Source organism: Actinoplanes couchii (genome assembly GCF_016862075.1).
In the GTDB taxonomy this organism is placed as follows: Bacteria; Actinomycetota; Actinomycetes; order Mycobacteriales; family Micromonosporaceae; genus Actinoplanes; species Actinoplanes couchii.
The window spans coordinates 1-20,551 of record NZ_BOMG01000135.1 but is presented as its reverse complement, the minus strand read 5'-3'; the positions used below and the strand labels follow the sequence as shown (position 1 = coordinate 20,551).

Sequence of the window (20,551 nt, the reverse complement as noted above, 5' to 3'; positions counted from 1 at the left end):
GCTGAGAAGTAACGACTCTGTTCAATATCCGATGTCGATGGTATTAACTTTTAAACGGTTCTGGGAGCGCTCCCAGAGAATCAGGGGTGGCACATGCGTCGAATCTGGAGAATCGGGATCGCCCTTGCGGCGATGGTCGCCGGAGCGGTGGTGGCGGTCGCGAGCCCGGCGTCCGCGGCCACCGGCTCGGCGGCCGTGGTCGCCACCGGCTACTCGCACACCTGCGCGATCCCGGCCGGCGGCGCGCTCTGGTGCTGGGGCGGCAACGGCCGGGGCCAGGTCGGCGACGGCACCACCACGGCCCGGCCCGCGCCGGTCCGGGTCGGCACCGCCACCGACTGGACCGCCCTGGAAGCCGGCACGTCCTACACCTGCGGGCTGCGCACCGGCGGCGCGCTCTGGTGCTGGGGCGCCAACACCCGCGGCCAGCTCGGCGACGGCACGTTCACGAACCGGTCCGCGCCGGTCCGGGTCGGCACCGCCAGCTGGGCCACGGTCAGCGCCAACGACAGCCACGCCTGCGCGGTCCGCACCGACGGCACCCTCTGGTGCTGGGGCTTCAACCGGTTCGGCCAGCTCGGCACCACCCCGGACGTCGTCTACCAGACCACGACCCCGATCCAGGTCGGCACGGTCAACACCTGGAAGAGCGTCACCACCGGGTACGCCCACACCTGCGCGACCCGGACCGACAACACCCTGTGGTGCTGGGGTGACAGCACCAGCGGCCAGCTCGGACTCGGCATCCTCAGCTACCGCACCGCCCCCGAGCAGGTCGGCACCGCCACCTGGGCGAGCGTGACCGCCGGGTACACGTTCACCTGCGGCGTCCGCACCGACGGCACGCTGTGGTGCTGGGGTGAGAACGGGTACGGGCAGCTCGGTCAGACCGGCATCTACCAGACCACCCCGGTGCAGACCGGTACGGTGAACACCTGGAGCCGGGTCGCGGCCGGGGACAACACGGCGTGCGCCACCCGTACCGACGGCAGTCTGTGGTGCTGGGGCAACAACATGGCCGGGCAGCTCGGCGACGGGACGACGGTCAACCGGTACGCCCCGGCGCGGGTCGGCACCGCCGCCACGTGGGCCGCCGACTTCGCGGTGAGTTACCACAGCTGCGGTACCCGTACCGACGCCTCGCTCTGGTGCTGGGGCAACAACGCATCAGGTCAGCTCGGTGACGGCACCACCGCCGACCGCACCACCCCGGTCGTGGTCACGCTCTCCTGACCCGCGGACTTGCTGCGGGCATACTCGGTATGCATACTCCGTATCCATGTCCATTCGTAACAGTCTGCTGGCGCTCCTCGAACGCGGCCCGATGCACGGCTATCAGCTGCGCGCCGCGTTCGAGGCGAGCGTCGGCGGCACCTGGTCGCTGAACATCGGGCAGGTCTACACCACGCTGTCCCGGCTGGAACGCGACGAACTCGTGGCGGCGCTGCCGGAGAACGACGAGGGACAGCGGCCGTACGAGATCACCGCCCGGGGCCGCACCGAGCTGAACCAGTGGTTCGCCACTCCGATCGACCGCGCCGACCGACCGCGCGACGAGCTCGCCATCAAACTCGCCCTGGCGATGACCACCCCCGGCGTCGACCTGGCCTCGGTCGTGCAGACCCAGCGGGTCGCCGGGATCCGGGCGCTGCAGGAGTACACCCGGCTCAAGGTCAGCGGCGGCGGCGACCCCGACGACCCGTCCTGGCTGCTCGTCCTGGAAGCGATGATCTTCCAGACCGAGGCGGAGATCCGCTGGCTGGACTTCTGCGAGGCGACGATCCTGCGCAAACGAACCGTCCCCGTTCCGAAGACCGACGCCCCCGTCGCCGCCCGCCAGACCGGCCCGAAGGTGGCCGGCGCATGACCGTCCTGGAGTTCCGCGACGTCCACCGCACCCACGGCGACGGGGAATCCGCCGTCCACGCCCTGCGCGGCGTCCACCTGACGGTCCGCCCCGGCGAGCTGGTCGCGGTCATGGGCCCGTCCGGTTCCGGCAAGTCCACCCTGCTCAACCTGGCCGGCGGCCTCGACCTGCCGAGCCACGGCGAGGTGCTCGTCGAGGGTGTCGCCCTGGACACCCTGTCGCACCGCGGGCTGGCCGAGGTGCGCCGCCGGACCATCGGCTACGTCTTCCAGGACTTCAACCTGCTGCCCAGCCTGACCGCGGTGGAGAACGTCGCCCTGCCGCTGGAACTCGACGGGACCGGCATCCGGGAGGCCCGCCGCGCGGCCCTGTCCGCCCTCGGCGACATCGGCATCGCCGACCTGGCCCGCCGCTTCCCGGACGAGATGTCCGGCGGCCAGCAGCAGCGGGTCGCCATCGCCCGCGCCCTGGTCGGCGACCGGCGGCTGGTGCTCGCCGACGAACCCACCGGCGCCCTCGACTCGCAGACCGGCGAACTGGTGCTGCGGGTGCTCCGCGACCGGGTCGACGCCGGCGCCGCCGGGCTGCTGGTCACCCACGAGGCCCGGCACGCCGGCTGGGCCGACCGGGTGATCTTCCTGCGCGACGGATCGATCGTGGACACCTCCGGACCGCTCGCCTCGGTGACCGACCTGCTGGAGCCGACCCCGTGAAGCTGCCGTTCCTGGGCTCGTGGCGGACCGCGCTGCGCATCGCCCGTCGCGGGATGATCCGGGCCAAGGGCCGGTCCGCGCTGGTCGTCGCCATGATCGCGGTGCCGGTCTGCGGGCTCGGGTACGCCGCCGCGTCGTACGACATGTTCACCCTGACCCCCGCCGAACAGGCCACCCGGGTGATGGGACAGGCCGACGCGATCGTCCGGCCGATCAGATCCGACCCGATCGTGCAGGACGCGATCGGCGAGTACTGGCAACCGGTGGTGGAGCGGGAGGACGACTTCCTCGCCACCGGCGTGACCGAGGAGCAGATGCTGGCCCTGCTGCCGGACGGCACCCGGCTCGTCCCGTTCCGGGAGAACACGCTCAACCTGCTGACCGCGACCGGCGGCCTGGTCGAGGCGGAGATGACCGAGCTGGACCTGGCCGACCCGATCCACCGGGGCCGGGCCGAGCTCCTGGACGGCCGGGCGCCCACGGCGCCGGGCGAGGTGGCGATGTCCCGGGCCGCCCGGGAACGCTACGGCGACACCGTCCGGACCCCGGACGGCAGCCGCGTCTGGACCGCGGTCGGCACCGTCGAGTTCCCGGCCGACCTCGGCGAGCGACTGGTGGTCGCCCCCGGCGGGCTGCCCGTGCCGCCGGGCCTGAACGTGTGGCTGGCCGACACCCCGGACCCGGTTCTCTGGTCCGGTGTCCGGGACCTCAACTCCTCCGGCGTCATGGTCACCTCGCGTGCCGTGCTGATCGACCCGCCCGATCCGTCCGAGGTGCCGGTCCAGGGCGGTACCGGGGAGAACACGACGCTGTCCCTGGTGCCCGTGGTGGTCGGCCTGGCCGTTCTGGAGATCGTCCTGCTGGCCGGTCCCGCCTTCGCCGTCGGCGCCCGCCGCCGGCAGCGTTCCCTCGCGCTGGTCGCCGCGAACGGCGGAACCCGGGCCCACCTGCGGCGCATCGTGCTCGCCGACGGCCTGCTTCTCGGGCTGGCCGGCGCCGTCATCGGATTGGTGATCGCCGTGCTCCTCGCCGCCCTGGGCCGCCCGCTCGCCGAGGAGTTGCTGGTCGGCGCCCGGGCCGGCGGCTACCGGTTCGACCCGCCGATGCTCACCGGCATCGTCGTGCTGGCCATGGTCACCGGGCTGCTGGCGGCGGCCGTCCCGGCGTTCACCGCCGCCCGGGCCGACGTGGTGACCGCGCTGACCGGCCGCCGCGGGGTGGTCCGGTCCAAGCGCCGCTGGGTGCTGGCCGGGCTGGCGCTGGCCGCCTGCGGCGCGGCGATCGCGGTCCTCGGCGTCCGGACGGTGGAGGTCCAGCTGATCGTGGTGGGCCTGGCGGTCGTCCAGATCGGCCTGGTGCTGTGCACCCCCGCCCTGGTCGGGCTGGTCGCCCGGCTCGGCGCGATGCTGCCCGCCGCACCCCGGATCGCGCTGCGCGACACCGCCCGCAACCGGGCCTCGGCGGCGCCGGCGATCGCCGCGGTGATGGCCGCCGTCGCCGGGACCGTCGCCATCGGCGTCTACCTGACCAGCACCGTCGACCGGAACCGGAACGACCACCAGCAGCTGCTGCCGATGGGCTACGTGGCGGTCAACTTCGGGCTCGGCAGCGACACGTACACGGCGCGGACCCCGGAACTGGCCCGGGCCGCCCTCGGCGCCGCCCTGCCCGGCGCGGGCCTGACCGAGGTCTCCGAGACCGTCTGCCGGTACGACCGCACCTCCACCGGCTGCCAGCTCGTCCCGGTCCGGACCGCCGCGCAGACCTGCCCCGGCGACGAGCACCCGCCCGCCACCCCGGCCGAGGTCGACGCGCTGACCGCGGATCCGCGGTGCGCCGGGTCCCGGATCGGTTCGGGCCTGGCGTACCCGGTCTTCATCTCGATGATCGGCGGCCGGGACACGGTCGCCGCCGTGACCGGAGCGTCCGGATCGGTGCTGGACGAGGCAGCGGCCGTCCTGGACCGCGGCGGCGTGGTGGTCCGGGATCCGTTCCTGATCGACGACGGCCTGGTCACCGTCGCCGTCAGCGACCCGGAGAACGCTACCGAGCGGACCCTGACCGCGCCCGGCTATCTGCTCGACCCGGCCACCCACCCCGGCGGCAACATCCTGTCGGCCGCGCTGGCCGAGAAGGCCGGCTTCGACGTGGTGGTCACCGGGCTGGTCGCCGCGACCACCGCCGAACCGCCGACCCGGACCGTCGACGGCCTGAACGCGGCCCTGGCTGCCGCCGGCACCCGCAGCCCGGTGGTGGAGTCCGGTCCGGTCGGCGACGAGAACCCGTTGCTGTACGTGCTCGCCGCCGCGTCCGCCCTGATCACCCTCGGTGCGGCCGCCGTGGCGACCGGCCTGGCGGCCGCCGACGGCCGGGCCGACCTGTCGACACTCGCCGCGATCGGCGCGTCCCCCGGCATCCGGCGGCTGCTGTCGATCAGCCAGGCCGGGGTGATCGCCGGCCTGGGCTCGCTGCTGGGCGTGACAGCCGGGGTGGGATCGGGGTTCGCGGTCCTGGCGGCGACGAACCTGAGCCGCACCGCCGAGTGGCCGCCCCCGTCGCCGTACCCGCTGTCCGTACCGTGGCTGAACCTGCTGTCGATCCTGATCGTCCCGGTGGTGGCGATGCTCGGCGCCGGCCTGCTGACCCGGGCCCGCCTCCCGATCGAACGCCGCCGCCCCACCTGACCGGGCACCCGAGGTCCCGGAAGCGGCGGCCGGGCCGCCGCTTCCGGGGGTGTCACCAGCGGAGCGGGATCTCCTCCAGGCCGCCGACCAGCAGGCCCTCGCGGCGGCGCAGTTCGCCGACCGGGACGGCCAGCTCCAGGGTGGGCAGGCGCTCCAGCAGGGCGGACAGGACGGTGCGCAGCTCGACGCGGGCCAGCGACTGGCCGATGCAGGCGTGCACCCCCGCGCCGAACGTCAGGTGCGGATTGGGGGAGCGGGACAGGTTCATCTCGTCCGGGGCGTCGAAGACCCGTTCGTCGCGGTTGGCGGACGGCATCGAGGACAGCACCGTGGTCCCCGGCTCCACCACCGTGCCGGCGATCTCGACCCGCTCGGTGACCAGGCGGTGGGTGCCGAAACCCAGGTTGGCGTCGAAGCGCAGCACCTCCTCGACCGCGGTGGTGACCAGGGCCGGGTCGGCGACCAGGGACTCCCAGCGCTCGCGCCGGGCCAGCAGCATCGCCACCATCTTGCCGATCATGTTGGCGGTGGTCTCGTGGCCGGCCACCAGCAGGGCCTGACCGGTGAAGATCAGCTCGTCCTCGGTCAGCCGGCCGTCCTCGCTGTCCACCACGGTCAGCAGCTCGGAGAGCAGGTCGTCGCCGGGATCGGTCCGCTTGGCGCGGACGTGGGTGCGCATGTAGTCCCACAGCTCCCGGCCGGACTGCTCGACGTCCTCGGCGGTGAAGCGGGTCAGGTTCAGGAAACGGTCCGACCAGTGCGCGAACCGTTCCCGGTCGGCGGCCGGCACACCGAGCAGGTCGCAGATGACGTAGACCGGCATCGGGAAGCCGAGCGCCGTCCGCAGATCGGCCGGCTGCCCGCTCTTGATCATCGTGTCGATCAGGTCGTGGGTGATCCGGGTGATGCCCGGTTGCAGGGCGGTCATCCGGCGGGCGGTGAACGACCGGGTCAGCAGCCGCCGCCAGCGCAGGTGCGCCTGCTCCTCGGACAGGTAGGCGGCCATTCCGCCGCCGGCCGGGGTGTTGCGGGCGAACCGGCGGTCGGTGATCGTCGTGCGTACGTCGTCGTACCTGGTCAGCAGCAACGCCTCGCTGCCGGAGGCGGTGCGCACGTGCGCGACCGGACAGGTGGCCCGCAGCTCCTGCCACTGAGCGGGCGGGTCGACCGCGGTCGGCGGCGTGAACGGGTACTCCAGAACCATGTCGTCTCCCTGAGGTAAACGCTTGATTACTTGGTACCGTACGAGTAGGGCGTTCAGGTAGCAAGCGGTCAAAATGCCACGATCAAGATCGATGTCAAAACATTCCTGGTCGTACGCCCGGGAAATGAGATTTTGATCTACGGCCGGGAAAGCGACAGCCGCAGTACCGTGACGGCGTGCCCACCACAACAGACCTGACCAGTGCGGACCTCAGCGAGATCCGGCAGTCCGCCCTCGGCGCCGCCGACCCGCTGGGAGTCGCCGCCGAGCTGGCCGCCGCCGCGGACAGCGGCCGTCTCGCCGACCCGCAGGACGCCGGCTACGCGCTCGCCCTCGCCGCCGAGATCGCCGAGAGCCGGTCCAAGCTCGACGCCGCGCTGCGCTACGCCGACCGGGCCGTCGAGGCCTACGGCGACCGCGACGACAGCGGCGCCACCTCGGCCCGCGCGCTGCGGGCCCGCGTCCTGTTCCGGGCCGGCCGCGCCGACGAGGCGATCGCCGCCCTGGAGCCGCTGCGTCCCGCCCTGACCCGGCACTCGGACGCCGCCGCCTACATCGGCGCCGCCCTCGCCGCCGGCGGCCGCAACCGGGTCGCCGAGGAGTGGCTGACCGAGGCCGTCCGGGCCGTCCTGGACGAGCGCGCCGCCGCCGGCCAGACCGCCGACCCGTCCAGCGCCGACGAGGCCGGCCTGCTGTTCTTCCTGCTCCAGCAGCGCCACCGCACCCGGCACGCGCTCGGCCTGCCGCACGACGTGCACGACAACCTCGCCGACCGCCTGGAGAACCGGCTGGCCGCCGCCCGCACCACCACCGCCGAGGACGAGCTGGTCTTCTGGCCGCAGGCCGAGTTCACCACCGTCGTCACCCGCTGGCCGGCCCTGACCGAGGTGTACGGCGCGACCTGGGACGACCACCGTGCCCAGCTCGAGCAGCGGCTCACCCGCCGCGGCGGCACCCCGTCGCTGCTGCCCGGCGTGGCCGACGACCTGGCCCGGTTCGCCGGCATCGGCGGCACCGCCGACGCCGCGACCCGCAGCGGCTACGCCCGCAGCCTGGCCGCCGGCACCGGCCTGATCGCCTGGCCCCCGGCCCGCAACGACGCATGCTGGTGCGGTTCCGGCGCCAAGTACAAGAAGTGCTGCCTGCCCCGGGCCCGCTAGGGTTCCAGCAGCGCTTGGAGAGCGGGTTCGGCGGGCAGCAGACCGGTCACGTCCCGTGACCACCGGTCGGCCAGGTCGCCGGACCCGCTCTCGCGCAGCAACGGCAGGATCGCCCGCACGGTCTCCACGGCCTCCCCGGTCCGCCCGCTCCGGAACAGGACGATCCCGAGGTACAGCAGCACAGCGACCTTGAGATCGTCGTGCAGCGGCGTCGCGCACAGCACGAACGCGGCCGCCGTCGACCGGTGCCCCGGTGCCCCGGCCGGCACCTCCGCCACGGCCGTCTCGAACAACGTCTCCGGGTCGCCCACCGCCGCGGTGATCCGGTCGAGCGGATCGCCGCCCTCCGGATCCTGCCGGAGGGCGATCAGCATGTGGGCGGCGGCCGGTGGAAGCCCCTCCCTCCAACCCGGCGAGACGGGCGAGCCGGCGCAGCACCCGATGGCACGTCGGTACGGCCGTCGCCGGCCACCGGGATCCCCGGCGAGCAGCCGGGTGACATCGACGGCGGCCGGATCGGTCAGCGCGGTGACCGTCAGCCGGGGCCGGACGTCCGGCGGAATCTGCGCGAACCCGGCCTCATTTCACAACAGCCCCTGGATCCCGCGGGGTCTGCCACACAGGACCTGAAGCCCGCCAGGGTTACCGGGACTCGGCCAGGGTGTGGGCGACCAAGGCGTTGGCGTGGCCGTGGCCGAGGCCGTGCTCGGTTTTCAGCCAGGTCACCAACTCGCCGTGCTTTGTCAGCGGGGAGGCCCGGATCAGGTCTTTCCAGTGGGCGATCGGGTGGCCGTACTTCTTCTCGATCGACGGGAAGTAGCTGGCGGGGCCTTTCACGGGTTCGGTCATGCCTCAGTAGACCGGTGGGCGCCGGCGGAACGAGCGCAGAAACGGGGGCGAGTGACGGGTGTCACTCGCCCCCGTTGCGGGGTCGTGCCTAGCTCACAGCGGCGGGTCGTTGAGCGGGCTCGTCGTCGTGCCGGTGCGGGGCGTGGACGAGCGGGTCGACGTCGTCGCCGGGGACAGCGGCTTGGTGACCTCGGAGGCCCGGGGCGCCGGGGTCGGCTTGGCGGCCGGGGTGGACGCCGGGGTCGGGGCCGGGGTGAACGGCGTCGTGTTCGACGTGGACGGCGTCGTGGCCGGGCGAGCGGACTCGGCGGCCGAGTGCAGCTTCGCGTTCACCCGGTCGGTCTGGGTGCCGATCAGGGTCTTCGCCTTCTCCTGCGCCTCGATGACCCGGGGGTGCGAGCCGACCTTACGGGCCTGGGCGGCGATGCTCTCGTACTTCTCCCGGCCCGCCCGGCTGCCGAGGACGTAACCCACGGCGACACCCGCGGCCAGCTTGAGGATTCCCATGAACGGTCACTCCGATCCGTTGGACTTCAGATGTCTACGAGGACTTCAGTTGCCCGTTCCGTCTCGGCTGAAACCGGCCGTCACTCCGTCGGCACGTCGCGGCGCGTTCACCCGATCGTGGAGTTCATCGGTGGTCGTCGCTGGACTGTGGTTTAACTCGTACCGGCAAGCGGGTCTGCGGATCGTGGTCTTTTTGGGGCGTTTGGGAGCGGTTCCATCATGCTTTCACGGTGGTCGATATTAAAAATGGTGAAATATGGCGGCGGTTTGCCGGTGATCGATGGGGATATTTGCTGCCTCGACCGTTTCCCCTGGAGAAGGAGAACAGCGTGAACGCCAACAGAGTCTCAGCCGGTGCCGTCGCCGTCGTCCTCGGTGGGGTGGCCGGGCTGGTCGGCATGACCGCCTCGCCCGCTTCCGCCGCTGCCGTGCCCTGCGTGCAGAAGGTCGCGGTCGTCAACAACGGCGGGTTCGTGGCGAACTTCCAGCTCACCACCCGGGACGGGCAGGTCTCCGCGGCCACCGACGACTACCCGATCAACCAGTGGCGGCTGGTGGACCTGGTGTCCACCCCGTTCGCCGAGGGTGTCGACGTGCGGCCGCTGGTCCACGCGGAGGCCGGCAACGACGTGCTCGGTAATGTCTTCGTCTCCTACTGCGCCAACGGGCAGACCGCGACCTACACGGCCAGTGGCACCACGCTCAACTACTCGGTCACGCTGCTGACCTGATCGGCACCGGAAACGCCGGGCCCCGCCTCGAAGAACGAGAGGCGGGGCCCGGCTTTCGTCCCGGGCGGGAGGGCCGAAAGACCCGGTCGCGCGAAGTTGGGAAAGGACCAAGGGCCCGTACCTGTCGGCCCTGCCGCGGAACCCCGGACGGCGGAATAGTCATCGATGAAGCGAACAGCCGCCAGGCCGGTCGCCGGAGACACCGCATTGATCTGAGGAGCAACGATGAACACCGCGGCCAAGCCCGTCCGCCTGATCTCCATTCTGCTGATGCTCGCCGGTCTGATCATGCTGGCCGCCGGGGCGACCACCTGGTTCACCGTCCAGTCCCAGCTCGCCGACGAGCGGATCACGGTCTCCGAGGACGCCGCCATGTTCGGTGGCGAGGCGATCGACGGACCCCTCACCGCGTACGCCGAGGCCCAGGTGATCGAGAAGCACGCGCTGGCGGCGAGCGGCGGCAAGACCTATGCCGAACTCGACAAGGAGGACCCGACCCGGGCGACCGTCATGAACGGCTCCTTCCTGCGGGCCTCGCTGTTCACCTCGGTCGTCTCGTTCGGTATCTCCGCCCTGGTGATGGGGCTGGCGATCGTGGTCGCGCTGACCGGGTACTCGCTGTTCCTGGTCTCCCGCACCCTGGCCGGCGCCCCGGCCCCGGCCGAGGCCCCCGCTTCCGCCAGCTGAATTCCCGCCCCCAAGGACGAGCGGCACCCGGTTTCGCACCGGGTGCCGCTCGTCGTTGTCGTCAGGGTATGCGGCTTCGCTGTGGTCAGGGCATGCGGGTGAAAGAGCAGCCGTCTCCGGCGACCACGAGTTCGCTGTCCTCGGCCGACAGGGTGAGGACCTGGGTCGGGCGGTCCGCGGCGTTGCCGTCCAGGAACGTCCCGGCGCTGTCCCGCTGGAGCCACCGGCACCGCGTCACCGTGTCACCGGCCGAGTACCGGCCCAGCTCCACGTCCCGCCCGACGAGATAACTGCCCGGCCCGAACGACTGCGCCGGGCTCGCCGCCGGCGACGGCGTCACGAACACCAGCGGCGCCTCGGAGGCGGGTGCCCCGGCCGGCGACTCCGGCTCGGCGGTGCACCCGGACACCATCAGAACGGCGAGAAACCCCACGCCACCTGCTTTGATTCCCACCATGCCCCCATGATCACCTGCGCTCGCAACCACTCGGGGCGGATCCGCTCGGCTAAGCCCGGCGGGCCGGATGCCGATCGGGCTGGTGTGACCCGTGCGCTCGCGGACGAGCACGACGCCCCTGAGCGCCCCGCCGCACCGACCGACCCGCTGCGGCGGTCGCGTGGCTGCGCGGCGTCCGCCTGGGTGATGGCGGCCGCGGGCACGATCCTGGCCCTGGCCGGATCGCAGCCCCGCCCGGGTCTGCTGAACGTGGCCGCCTTCCTGACCGGGATGATCGGCATCTGTTACGGCGCGTACCGGGTGGCGTTGCCCGCCGACCGGGGGCCGTGGCAGCGGATGGCGGTCGCCGGGATGCTGTTCCTGGCCGGGCTGATCGCCCGGATCGTGGTGCCCGGGGCGAGCGTGTCACCACCGACGACGATGGCGCTGATCCCGGACGCGTTCATCATCCCCGGCTACCTGATGACCGTGGCCGGGTTCGCCGGGATGCTGCGGCTGCGGCGGGCCGACCGGGACGACCCGGCCTGGGTGGACGCGGTGCTGGTCGGGGCCGGTTCGGCGTTCATGGCGTGGACGTACCTGGTGGCGCCGTCGATCGAACGGACCGGGCTGCCGGTGCTGCAGGTCGTCAACTCGTTCTTCCCCGTGGTCGACGTGGTGCTCGTCGTACTGGTCGCCCAGCTGGCCCTGGCCGGCAGCTCCCGGCGGCCGTCGATGTGGCTGTTCGTCGTCGGTTCGGTGATGCTGTTCACCGGGGACCTGCTCTTCAGCATCCGGGACGGCAACCTGGCGAACGTCGGCGCCGAGATGATCGAGGCGCTCTACTCGGCGGCGTTCCTGTTCTTCGGCGCGGCGAGCGTGCATCCGTCGATGCGGAGCCTGACCCAACCCCGGACCGCGATGGTACGGACCCTGTCGCCCGCCCGTACCGCGTTGATCGCCCTGACCCTGCTGGGGCCGGTGACCGTCTCCATCGTCGAACCGAGCCGGGGCACCTTCGACAACGTGGTACGCGTACTCCTGTGCAGTGTCCTGATTCTGACCGTCCTGTTCCGGGTGGTGGGGTCCAACAACTCGCGGGCCCGCGCGGAGACCGTGATCCGGCGGCGGGTCACCCACGACGCCCTCACCGACCTGCCCAACCGGGAACTGCTCAGCGACACCATCGCCACCTGGGGACAGCGCGCCACCGACGGCGGGCAGGAGATCAGTCTGCTCTTCATCGACCTCGACCGGTTCAAGATGATCAACGATCACTGGGGGCACCAGGTCGGGGACGAGCTGCTGTGCGCGGTGGCCACGCGGCTCAGCTCCCACGTACGCAGCAGCGATCTGGTCTGTCGGATCGGTGGGGACGAGTTCGTGGTCGCGCTCGCCAGCCCGTCGCACAGCATCCTCGCCGAATCGGTGGCCGGGCGGATCCTGCACCTGTTCGAGCGCCCGTTCGCGCTGACCGTCGGCGGGGTGGTGGTGTCCGCGTCGATCGGGGTGGCGAAGGCCGACGGCAGCGCCGAGGCCCTGGAGCTGATCCGGGACGCCGACACCGCGATGTACAAGGCGAAAGGCCGGGGCCGCAACGCGTACGCGGTGTTCGACACGTCGCTGCGCGAGGACCTGCTCGGGCGGATGGCCCTGGAACAGGCGTTCCGGGGCGCTCTGGAACGCGGCGAGCTGTACGCCACCTACCAGCCGATCATCGACCTGGCCAGCGGCGAGGTGGACGGTTTCGAGACCCTGATGCGCTGGCAGCACCCGGAACTCGGCTTCGTCTCGCCGATGCGGTTCATCCCGGTCGCCGAGGAGACCGGCCTGATCGTCGACGCCGGCGCCTGGCTGCTCCGGGAGGCCGCCGGCCAGCTCGCCGCGTGGCGGGCCGCCCGCGGACCGGACGCCCATCCGCTGCACATGTCGGTCAACGTGTCGGTCCGCCAGCTACGCGACCGGGAGCTGGTGTCGGTGGTCCGTGACGTGCTGGCCTCGACGGGCCTGCCGCCGTCCGCACTGTGGCTGGAGATCACCGAGTCCGGCGTGATGGAGGACATCGAGACCGCCCTGAGCACCTTGAACGCCCTGCACGACCTGGGCGTGGTGATGGCCGTCGACGACTTCGGCACCGGCTATTCGTCCCTGAGCTACCTGAGCCGCCTCCGGTGGGCATCGTGAAGCTGGACCGCTCGTTCGTCTCCGAGGTGGGCACCAGCAGCGCCGACGAACAGATCGTCCGGGCGGTCCTGGCCATGGCCGGAGCCCTCGGCCTGCGGGTGGTCGCGGAGGGCGTGGAAACCGAACTACAGCGGGACTGGCTCCGCACCCAGGGCTGCGACCTGGCCCAGGGCTGGCTCTTCGGCAAACCCCTACCCGCCGCGGAGACGGTCATAGCGGCAGGTGCAGGGTGAAGGTGGCGCCTTCGCCGGGTGGGCTGGTCACCGAGACCCGGCCGTGGTGGGCCTCGGTCAGTTTTCGGACTATGGAGAGGCCCAGGCCGCTGCCTCCGGTTTGGCGGCTTCGGGATTTCTCGGCTCGCCAGAAGCGTTCGAAGACCAGCTCCAGTTGGTCGGGGGGAAGGCCGGGGCCGGTGTCGGTCACCGCAATCGTCAGCTCACTGTCCGTTTCAACGCTCGATATCGTCACCTGTCCGCCCGGAGGCGTGTGCCGGATCGCGTTGGCCATCAGGTTTCCCACCGCCTGGCGTAAGCGGATCGGATCTGCGGTGATGGTTGCCGGTGCGGTCCGGACGGTCAGCGTGACCTCGGCCTTCTCGGCAGTGGCATGGAACGCGTCGGCCACCCCGGACAGCAACGACGCGATCTCCACCGGCTGAGGGTGCAGGCGCAGCTCGCCGGCGTCGGCTGCGGACAGGTCCTGCAGGTCGTCGATCACGTGCTGCAGCAGCAGCGCCTCCTCCAGCAGGGACGCCATCAGCTCGCGGTCCAGCGGCACCACCCCGTCGTGGGCGGCCTCCAGCCAGCCGCGGATGTTGGTGACCGGGGTGCGCATCTCGTGGGCGATGTCGCCGACCATGGCGTGCCGCAGCTGTTCCACGTGCTGCCGCCGCTGCGACATGTCGTTGAACGCGTCGGCCAGCCGGGCGATCTCGTCGCGCCCGCTCGCCTCGACGCGGGCGGTGGCGTCGCCGTCGCGCATCCGGCCGGCCGCCGCGGTCAGCGCCCGCAATGGCCGGACCAGGCGCATCCCGGCGAGGGTGGTCACGCCGACGGCGGCCAGCAGCACCAGCCCGGTGACCGCGAGGATCCGGATCCGGTTCTCCAGAGACAGATCAAATGCGGTCGCCGGTACGGGGGAGTCCGGCACCGTGACGAACAGCAGCGCGGCCGGCGCCACCCAGGACGCCAACTGTTCGCGGCGGCCCGCGGTCAGGCAGTCGGCGACGACCTGGTTGCGGTTCTGCCCGGTGCGCGCGGAGACCGGATCGGCCCACGTCCAGGTGTTCGACAGACCGATGGTGACGGCGGGCACGTCCTGCCGGGCCAGGCAGGCGTTCACCAGCGTGCCCAGTTTGGTGAGCGCCCGCCGTTCGGTGGTGACCGGCTCGTCCAGGACCGCGCGCGGGCGCACGCAGGCGGTGTCGGTGGACAGGTCACCGCCGGGGACCTCGAGCCGGGACCGGCCGTTGGGCTCCTCGACGATGTCGGCGTTGTGCACCAGGGCGGCGCCGCCGGGCGGATCCCGCAGACAGTTGCGGACCCGGGTCGCGACGACCCGGAGCTCCTCCTGCTCGGCGGCGGTCAGCCGGAACGGGCCTACCGCGCGGGCGTCGATCCCCTCGTCGGTGAGCAGGGGATCCACGGTGGCCAGCGGTTTGCCCGGGAGCGAGCCGGTGCCCGAATCGGCGATCGGCTCGCCGGCCCGGCCGGTCAGGGTGACGCGGTGACCTGTCGACGTGGCCAGTGACGTGACGAGCGGCCCGGCCCCCGACCAGTCGCGGTGGGTGGCGGCGTACCCGATGAGCGTGTCGTAGATCTTCGCCTCGTCGGACAGTGCCTGGCCCTGCTCCTGCTGGATGGCGCGGGTGGTGGTGCGGACGGCGAGCCAGGCGGTGGCGGCGACGGACAGCAGCGACACCACCGCGGACACGGCCAGCAACCGGACCAGCAGGCTGCTGCGGCGCCGCTCAGCCATCGGCCAGTTTGTAGCCGATGCCGTACACGGTGACCAGCCGGACCGGGTTGCGGGCATCGGCTTCGATCTTGCGGCGCAGGTTCATCACGTGCACGTCGACGGTGCGGGCGGTGACGTACGAGTCGAAGCCGTGCAGGTGCCGCAGCAGCATCTCGCGGGAGAACACCCGGCCCGGTTCGGCGGCCATCGCGTGCAGCAGATGGAACTCGCCCGGAGTACAGGTCACCTGCCGACCGTCGGCACGGACCTCGTGCCGGACCGGGTCGACCTGCAGGTTACCGACCCGCAGCACCGGATCCTGGGCGCGGGCCGGCGGCCGGTTGCGGCGCAGCAGGGTTCGCACCCGGGCGGTCAGTTCCCGCGGGCTGTACGGCTTGGTCATGTAGTCGTCGGCGCCCAGGTCCAGCCCGAGCAGCAGGTCGTCCTCGCTGGTCCGCGCGGTCAGCATCAGCACCGGCAGCTCCGAGTCGCGGCGCAGGATCCGGCACACGTCCAGCCCGTCCACCCGCGGCATCATCACGTCCAGCACCACCAGGTCCGGCGGGTTGCGCCGGATCTCCTCCAGAGCGGCCCGCCCGTCGGCGACCGCGACGACGGCATGACCCTCGTGCTCCAGGTAGCGCTGGAGAAGTTCGGCCTGCTTGGGGTCGTCTTCAGCGACCAGCACGTACGCACACACGGCGGCGAGTGTAGGCCGGTGCGGCATCCGCGGGCGGGCGCGAACGGGACGAATACCGGATCCTTACCGGATGCTGACAAGTGCCGGAAGCACCGGAACACGGCTGATCGTGGTCTCGGCGACGTGGGGCCTGTTCTGGGGAGCATGGGGTGGGCTGATCCCGGCGGTGCAGCAGCGGGCCGGTGTCTCGACCGGGACGCTGGGCCTGCTGCTCAGCCTCGTCGCGGTCGGCGCGATCCCGGCCATGGTGCTCACCGGCCGGCTGGCCCGTGGCCGTGAGTCCGTCGCGCTGGCGGTGAGCACCGGGCTGTTCGGGGTGGCGATCGCGGCGCTGGCCACGGCGTCCGCGCCGGTGCCGCTCGGCGCCTGCCTGATCGCGGTCGGTATGACCAGCGGAGCGCTCGACGTGTGCCTGAGCATGGCGATCGCCCGGGCCGAACGCACCACCGGGGCCCGGTTGTTCCAGCCGGTGCACGCGGCGTTCCCGGTGATGGTGGTCGTGGCGGCGCCGCTGGCCGGACTGGCCCGGCAGTCCGGGGTGCCGCTCCTGGCCATCCTGCTGGTGGTCGCGGTGCTGGTGGCGGCGGCCGGGGTGCCGGCCGCGCTGGGGCTGACGTCCGGGGCCTCCCCGGACACCCCGGCGGCCGGCTCGGGCCGTCGCCTGCCGCTGGCCGGAATCGGTCTGGGCGCGCTCGGCGCCTGCATGCTGATCATGGAGAACGCGGTGGAGCAGTGGTCCGCCGTGCTGCTGGAGAACCATCAGGGCGCGCTGCCGGTGGTGGCGAGTTCGGCGCCGGCGGTCTACTACCTGGCCCTCTCGCTGGGGCGGCTGGCCGCCCACGCCATGCCGGGGATGCGGCTCCGGACGATCCTGGGACTCGGGGCGGCGGGTGGGGGAGTGGGCATCGTGCTCGCCGCGCTCGCGTCGCATCCGGCGGCCGGCCTGGGCGCGTTCGCGCTCACCGGGTTCGCGTTCGGGCCGGTGATCCCGGCGCTGCTCAGCCATGCCGCGACCCGGGACGGTGACGGCGCGGCGGTGGCCACGGCGACGACCGTCTCGTACGCCGGGTTCGTCGGCAGTCCTCTGGTGGTGGCCGGGCTGAGCACGGTGCTGCCGCTGCCGTCGGCCGTCGCGTGTCTCGGGGTCCTGGCGGCGCCGCTGCTGATCGCCGCGTTCGCCGGATCGTTTCCGGACACGCCCGGTGGGAATCCAACACAGACAGAACAGGAGCACCATCGGAAGGCAACCGGATCCTGACAGGTTCTCGTCAGAGTTCCGGCCATGCGAAAGATCTTCCTTCTCGGTACGGCTTTTCTTTTGACCGCGTGCAGCACACCGGCGTCCTCCACCGCTGCGGGCGGTGAGGTGGCCACGCTCGCCAGTGCGGCGCCCGCCGCCACCACGTCGGCGGCCTCGTCGGCCGGGCGGCCGCAGTTGCGCCTGGACACCGGTGACGACGAGGAGAACCGGATCTGGGCGGCGTACAACGACTGCCTGGTCGCCAAGGGGGTGAAGGTGCTCGCCGAGTCCGAGGGTGCGCGGCGGATCGACCAGAGCGGCGAACCCAAGGCGGCGTACGTCGCCTGCCAGGGCAAACTCCCGCTGCCGCCGCCGGAGCTGGACGAAGCGCTGAACCCGGACTACGCCGCCCAGTGGAACGACAACGTCGCATGCCTGCGCGCGCACGGGCTGAAGGTGCACGTGACCGGGCCCGGGTCGTGGACGTACGACTCCGCCGACGTGGTGGTGCCCGGCAACGAGTCGCAGATCCAGCACGACTGCCTGATCGAGACGTTCGGCAATGCGGGCACGAAGTAGGGCGGTGGCCGCCGGGTGTGCGCTCGCGCTGGTTGCCGGGGGCGTTCTCCTGACGATGCGGGAACGGCGCCACGAACCGGTATCCGCGGCGGCACAGCCACGGCTCGCTACGGTGTTCGTACAAAAAATGGATCTTCAGGATGAACGGACCGTGACCGGAACGCTGGGTTTCGGGCCGGCCCGGCCGGTCAAAGGGACCGGCGCCGGAATCCTGACCAGGCTGCCCGCGGTCGGTGCGAAAGTCGCCCGGGGCACGGTGTTGTACCGGGTGAACGACCAGCCGGTGCCGGTCTTCTACGGTGCCACGCCACTGTTCCGGACGATCGGCACGGCCGGGCTCGAAGGCCGGGACGTGGCGCAGGTGCGGCGCAACCTGACCGCGCTCGGTTACCGAACGCGATCGTCGCGCCCGGACGTGTCGGACAGCGGCCTGCTCGACGCCCTGGCCCGCTGGCGTAAGGACCACAAGCTGCCTGGCACCGGACTCGCGCCCGGGCAGGTGGTGATCCTTTCCGGTCCCGGGAGGGTCAGTGCGGTCACCGCCGCGCCGGGTGATCCGGTCGACGGGCCGATCCTGTCGATCACCGGGACCGATCCGGTCGTCTCGGTGCCGATGAGCCCCGCCGACGCCGCCGGGCTCAGCATCGGCACCGAGGTCACGGTGACCTCGCCGGACGGTGCGGAGGTGCCCGGCGAGGTCAGCGCCTCCAGCGACTCCTCCGATGCCGCGTCTGACGAGGCCGGCAAGGTCACGGTGGTGGTCCGGACCGAAAAGCCGATTGCCGGGTACGCCGGTTCGGCCGCCCAGGTGCACATCACCACGATCGCCCGCGAGGGGGTCCTGGCGGTGCCGGTCGGCGCCCTGGTCGCGCTCGCCGAGGGTGGTTACGCGCTGCAGTTGGCCGACGGTTCGCTGGTCGCCGCGCAGACCGGGGCGTTCGCCGGCGGAATGGTGCAGGTCAGCGGCGACGGCATCACCGAGGGCCTGTCCGTGGTGACCACGTCATGACCGCGCCGGTGCTGTCGCTGACCGACGTCAGCCGGGTTTACCGCGGTGGCGTGACCGCTCTTGATCAGGTGTCGCTGCGGCTGGACCGGGGTGAGCTGGTCGCGATCATCGGCCCGTCCGGTTCTGGGAAGTCCACTCTGCTCAATCTGATGGGCACCCTCGACCTGCCGACCAGCGGCACCGTCGCGATCGAGGGCCAGGATGTCACGACGCTGTCCGACCGGCGGCTGTCGGTGCTGCGGGGCCGCCGGATCGGGTTCGTCTTCCAGCAGTTCCACCTGATCGACGGGCTCAGCGCGGTGGAGAACGTGGCGACCGGGCTGCTGCACGGCGGGGTGCCTGCCGCCCGCCGCCGGGACCGGGCCGCCGAGGCCCTCGACCGGGTCGGGCTCGCCCACCGGCGCGAACACCGGCCGGAACAGCTCTCCGGTGGGGAGAAGCAGCGGGTGGCGATCGCCCGGGCGATCGTCAACGAGCCGGCGCTGGTGCTGGCCGACGAGCCGACCGGAGCCCTCGACAGCGCCACCGGCGAAGCCGTGTTCGGCCTGCTCACCAGACTCAACCAGGAGGGAACGACGATCGCGGTGGTGACCCACGACCGGGACCTGGCGGCCCGCCTGCCCCGCCGGATCACCATCCGGGACGGGCGGATCTCTGACCGGGACGGGCGGGTCAATGCTGACGGGTGACGTGTTTCGGCTGGGCGTGGTCGGCCTGCGCACCCGCAAGCTCCGGGCCGCGCTGTCCGCGGTGGGCATCGCCATCGGGATCGCCACGATGATGGTGGTGGTGAGCATCCCGGCGTCCGGTCAGCGGGCGGTAGCCGACCAGCTGGCCGCCCTCGGCACCAACCTGCTGCGGGTCCAGCCACAGAGCGCCGGCGACGAGCCGGTCCCGCTGCCGGTGGAATCGGTGGCGATGGCCGCCCGGATCGGCCCGGTCACCGAGGTGAGCGCGGTGGCCAACACCCACGCGGTGGTCCGTAGGTCCGATCTGGTGGATCCGTACGACGGTTCGGGCCTGACCGTGCTAGCCGCTCGCACTGACCTGCCGGCCGCGGTGAACGCGTCGATGCACTCCGGGCGCTGGCTGACCCCGGTGACGGCTGCTTTCCCGACCGTGGTCCTGGGTTTCGAGGCCGCAGCCAGGCTGGGGAACCCGCCGCAGGTGAGCATCGGCACCCGCTCGTTCACGGTGACCGGGGTGCTGGCCCCGGTACCGCTGGCGCCCGATCTGGATCAGTCGGTCCTGATCGGCTGGGACGTCGCCACCGAGGAGCTGGACTTCGACGGCCACCCGACGGTGATCTACGTGCGGGCCCGGGAGGAGGCGCTGGAGCAGGTCCGGGCGGTGCTGCCGGCGACGGTGAGTCCACAGTTGCCGGGCTTGGTCCAGGTGTCCAGGCCATCGGACGCCCTGGCGGCGAAACGCGCGACCGACAACGCGTTCGGCGCCCTGCTGCTGGGTCTGGCCGGGGTGTCGTTGCTGGTAGGTGGGGTAGGCGTAGCCAACACGATGGTGATCTCGGTCTTGGAACGCCGCCGGGAGATCGGTTTGAGACGCGCCTTGGGAGCCCCACGCGGCCACATCCGCCTACAGTTCATGGCCGAGTCGGTGATCCTCTCCGGCTTGGGCGGGATAACGGGAACAGCGGCAGGTCTGGCAGCGGCATTCACGTACGCAAGCTGGCAGTCATGGCCGCTGGTGGTACCCCCATTGGCGCTGGCCGGAGGCCTCGGCGGTGCATTGCTGGTAGGCGTGGTGGCCGGCGTGTACCCAGCAACAAGGGCAGCCCGCCTACCCCCGACGTCAGCCCTGTCCGGCGCCTGACCCCGAACCTGTTCCGAGTCGAAGGCCCGAGCAATACGACGGGCCTGACGCCTTGACGTGGCTTCAGGGGTGATATGCCACCCGGTGCGATGGGGAGTGGGAACACGAGTACGGCGTGTCGATCTCAGTGAAGCCATCCACCAATTCCGGCTCTGGGTTGCCGACGGAGATCGAGGTAGTTCCTGATCAACGTACCGATCCCAACGTCCGCTCAT

At 71.8% G+C, this 20,551-nt stretch carries 19 protein-coding genes and 1 pseudogene; 13 read left to right on the top strand and 7 right to left on the bottom strand.

Translation table 11 applies throughout. The annotated features are described in order from the left end of the window. Positions 1 to 93 precede the first annotated feature (93 nt). From Aco03nite_RS50315 to Aco03nite_RS50300, 4 genes are read left to right on the top strand one after another with little or no spacing between them, the layout of a single operon-like run. On the top strand, positions 94 to 1,233 hold the full coding sequence (locus Aco03nite_RS50315) for an RCC1 domain-containing protein (RefSeq protein WP_203809976.1): 1,140 nt from the start codon (positions 94 to 96) through the stop codon (positions 1,231 to 1,233). A gap of 46 nt (positions 1,234 to 1,279) precedes the next feature. Beyond that, complete coding sequence (locus Aco03nite_RS50310; RefSeq protein WP_203809974.1) at positions 1,280 to 1,867, top strand: PadR family transcriptional regulator; 588 nt, start codon at positions 1,280 to 1,282, stop codon at positions 1,865 to 1,867. Continuing rightward, entirely contained in the window at positions 1,864 to 2,580 is a 717-nt protein-coding gene (locus Aco03nite_RS50305) for an ABC transporter ATP-binding protein (protein ID WP_203809971.1), read from the top strand. The genes Aco03nite_RS50310 and Aco03nite_RS50305 overlap by 4 nt, the downstream gene beginning before the upstream one ends. Then, the gene (locus Aco03nite_RS50300; protein WP_203809969.1) at positions 2,577 to 5,264 is read left to right on the top strand and encodes an FtsX-like permease family protein; all 2,688 of its coding nucleotides are present in this window, start codon (positions 2,577 to 2,579) and stop codon (positions 5,262 to 5,264) included. Before Aco03nite_RS50305 ends, Aco03nite_RS50300 begins: the two co-directional genes overlap by 4 nt. Positions 5,265 to 5,316: 52 nt before the next feature. Here the strand turns inward: Aco03nite_RS50300 and Aco03nite_RS50295 are convergent, their stop codons facing one another. Beyond that, positions 5,317 to 6,468 (bottom strand): cytochrome P450, encoded by a 1,152-nt coding sequence (locus Aco03nite_RS50295; RefSeq protein ID WP_203809967.1) that lies wholly within the window; start codon positions 6,466 to 6,468, stop codon positions 5,317 to 5,319. Between the two features lie 176 nt (positions 6,469 to 6,644). Here Aco03nite_RS50295 and Aco03nite_RS50290 point away from each other — a divergent pair, with 176 nt between their 5' ends. Then, on the top strand, positions 6,645 to 7,628 hold the full coding sequence (locus Aco03nite_RS50290) for an SEC-C domain-containing protein (protein WP_203809965.1): 984 nt from the start codon (positions 6,645 to 6,647) through the stop codon (positions 7,626 to 7,628). On the opposite strand, the gene Aco03nite_RS50285 is transcribed toward Aco03nite_RS50290, so the two are convergent. The 3 genes from Aco03nite_RS50285 to Aco03nite_RS50275 all read right to left on the bottom strand — a co-directional run bounded on the left by Aco03nite_RS50285 (position 7,625) and on the right by Aco03nite_RS50275 (position 8,984). Next, positions 7,625 to 8,002: a hypothetical protein gene (locus tag Aco03nite_RS50285; RefSeq protein WP_203809963.1), complete on the bottom strand. Its 378-nt coding sequence runs from the start codon at positions 8,000 to 8,002 to the stop codon at positions 7,625 to 7,627. The two genes, Aco03nite_RS50290 and Aco03nite_RS50285, sit on opposite strands and share 4 nt — an antisense overlap. Positions 8,003 to 8,270: 268 nt before the next feature. Continuing rightward, positions 8,271 to 8,477, bottom strand: coding sequence for a DUF4287 domain-containing protein (locus tag Aco03nite_RS50280; RefSeq protein ID WP_203809961.1), 207 nt, complete (start codon positions 8,475 to 8,477; stop codon positions 8,271 to 8,273). 93 nt (positions 8,478 to 8,570) lie between these two features. Beyond that, a complete protein-coding gene (locus Aco03nite_RS50275) occupies positions 8,571 to 8,984 on the bottom strand; it encodes a hypothetical protein (protein WP_203809959.1) in 414 nt (137 codons plus the stop codon). Between the two features lie 329 nt (positions 8,985 to 9,313). Between Aco03nite_RS50275 and Aco03nite_RS50270 the strand changes: the two genes are divergently transcribed. Beyond that, on the top strand, positions 9,314 to 9,715 hold the full coding sequence (locus Aco03nite_RS50270) for a hypothetical protein (protein ID WP_203809957.1): 402 nt from the start codon (positions 9,314 to 9,316) through the stop codon (positions 9,713 to 9,715). 225 nt (positions 9,716 to 9,940) lie between these two features. Continuing rightward, positions 9,941 to 10,402 (top strand): aromatic ring-opening dioxygenase LigA, encoded by a 462-nt coding sequence (locus Aco03nite_RS50265; protein WP_203809956.1) that lies wholly within the window; start codon positions 9,941 to 9,943, stop codon positions 10,400 to 10,402. 85 nt (positions 10,403 to 10,487) lie between these two features. On the opposite strand, the gene Aco03nite_RS50260 is transcribed toward Aco03nite_RS50265, so the two are convergent. Then, the gene (locus Aco03nite_RS50260) at positions 10,488 to 10,859 is read right to left on the bottom strand and encodes an Rv1352/Rv1906c domain-containing protein (protein WP_203809954.1); all 372 of its coding nucleotides are present in this window, start codon (positions 10,857 to 10,859) and stop codon (positions 10,488 to 10,490) included. A gap of 6 nt (positions 10,860 to 10,865) precedes the next feature. Here Aco03nite_RS50260 and Aco03nite_RS50255 point away from each other — a divergent pair. Beyond that, positions 10,866 to 13,255, top strand: a pseudogene (locus Aco03nite_RS50255) (putative bifunctional diguanylate cyclase/phosphodiesterase). On the opposite strand, the gene Aco03nite_RS50250 reads toward Aco03nite_RS50255, so the two are convergent. Both Aco03nite_RS50250 and Aco03nite_RS50245 read right to left on the bottom strand, forming a co-directional pair. Then, on the bottom strand, positions 13,233 to 14,999 hold the full coding sequence (locus tag Aco03nite_RS50250; protein ID WP_203809952.1) for a sensor histidine kinase: 1,767 nt from the start codon (positions 14,997 to 14,999) through the stop codon (positions 13,233 to 13,235). The pseudogene Aco03nite_RS50255 and the gene Aco03nite_RS50250 overlap by 23 nt on opposite strands. Then, positions 14,992 to 15,705, bottom strand: coding sequence for a response regulator transcription factor (locus tag Aco03nite_RS50245; protein ID WP_203809950.1), 714 nt, complete (start codon positions 15,703 to 15,705; stop codon positions 14,992 to 14,994). Before Aco03nite_RS50245 ends, Aco03nite_RS50250 begins: the two co-directional genes overlap by 8 nt. 43 nt (positions 15,706 to 15,748) lie before the next feature. Between Aco03nite_RS50245 and Aco03nite_RS50240 the strand changes: the two genes are divergently transcribed. The 5 genes from Aco03nite_RS50240 (at position 15,749) to Aco03nite_RS50220 (ending at position 20,336) form a co-directional block, all read left to right on the top strand. Continuing rightward, positions 15,749 to 16,936 (top strand): MFS transporter, encoded by a 1,188-nt coding sequence (locus Aco03nite_RS50240; protein ID WP_203809948.1) that lies wholly within the window; start codon positions 15,749 to 15,751, stop codon positions 16,934 to 16,936. 24 nt (positions 16,937 to 16,960) lie between these two features. Next, entirely contained in the window at positions 16,961 to 17,497 is a 537-nt protein-coding gene (locus Aco03nite_RS50235; RefSeq protein ID WP_203809946.1) for a hypothetical protein, read from the top strand. Between the two features lie 127 nt (positions 17,498 to 17,624). Beyond that, positions 17,625 to 18,506: an efflux RND transporter periplasmic adaptor subunit gene (locus Aco03nite_RS50230; protein WP_203809944.1), complete on the top strand. Its 882-nt coding sequence runs from the start codon at positions 17,625 to 17,627 to the stop codon at positions 18,504 to 18,506. Next, positions 18,503 to 19,195, top strand: coding sequence for an ABC transporter ATP-binding protein (locus tag Aco03nite_RS50225; protein WP_203809942.1), 693 nt, complete (start codon positions 18,503 to 18,505; stop codon positions 19,193 to 19,195). Before Aco03nite_RS50230 ends, Aco03nite_RS50225 begins: the two co-directional genes overlap by 4 nt. Next, the gene (locus tag Aco03nite_RS50220) at positions 19,182 to 20,336 is read left to right on the top strand and encodes an ABC transporter permease (protein ID WP_203809940.1); all 1,155 of its coding nucleotides are present in this window, start codon (positions 19,182 to 19,184) and stop codon (positions 20,334 to 20,336) included. The genes Aco03nite_RS50225 and Aco03nite_RS50220 overlap by 14 nt, the downstream gene beginning before the upstream one ends. Positions 20,337 to 20,551: the final 215 nt, after the last annotated feature.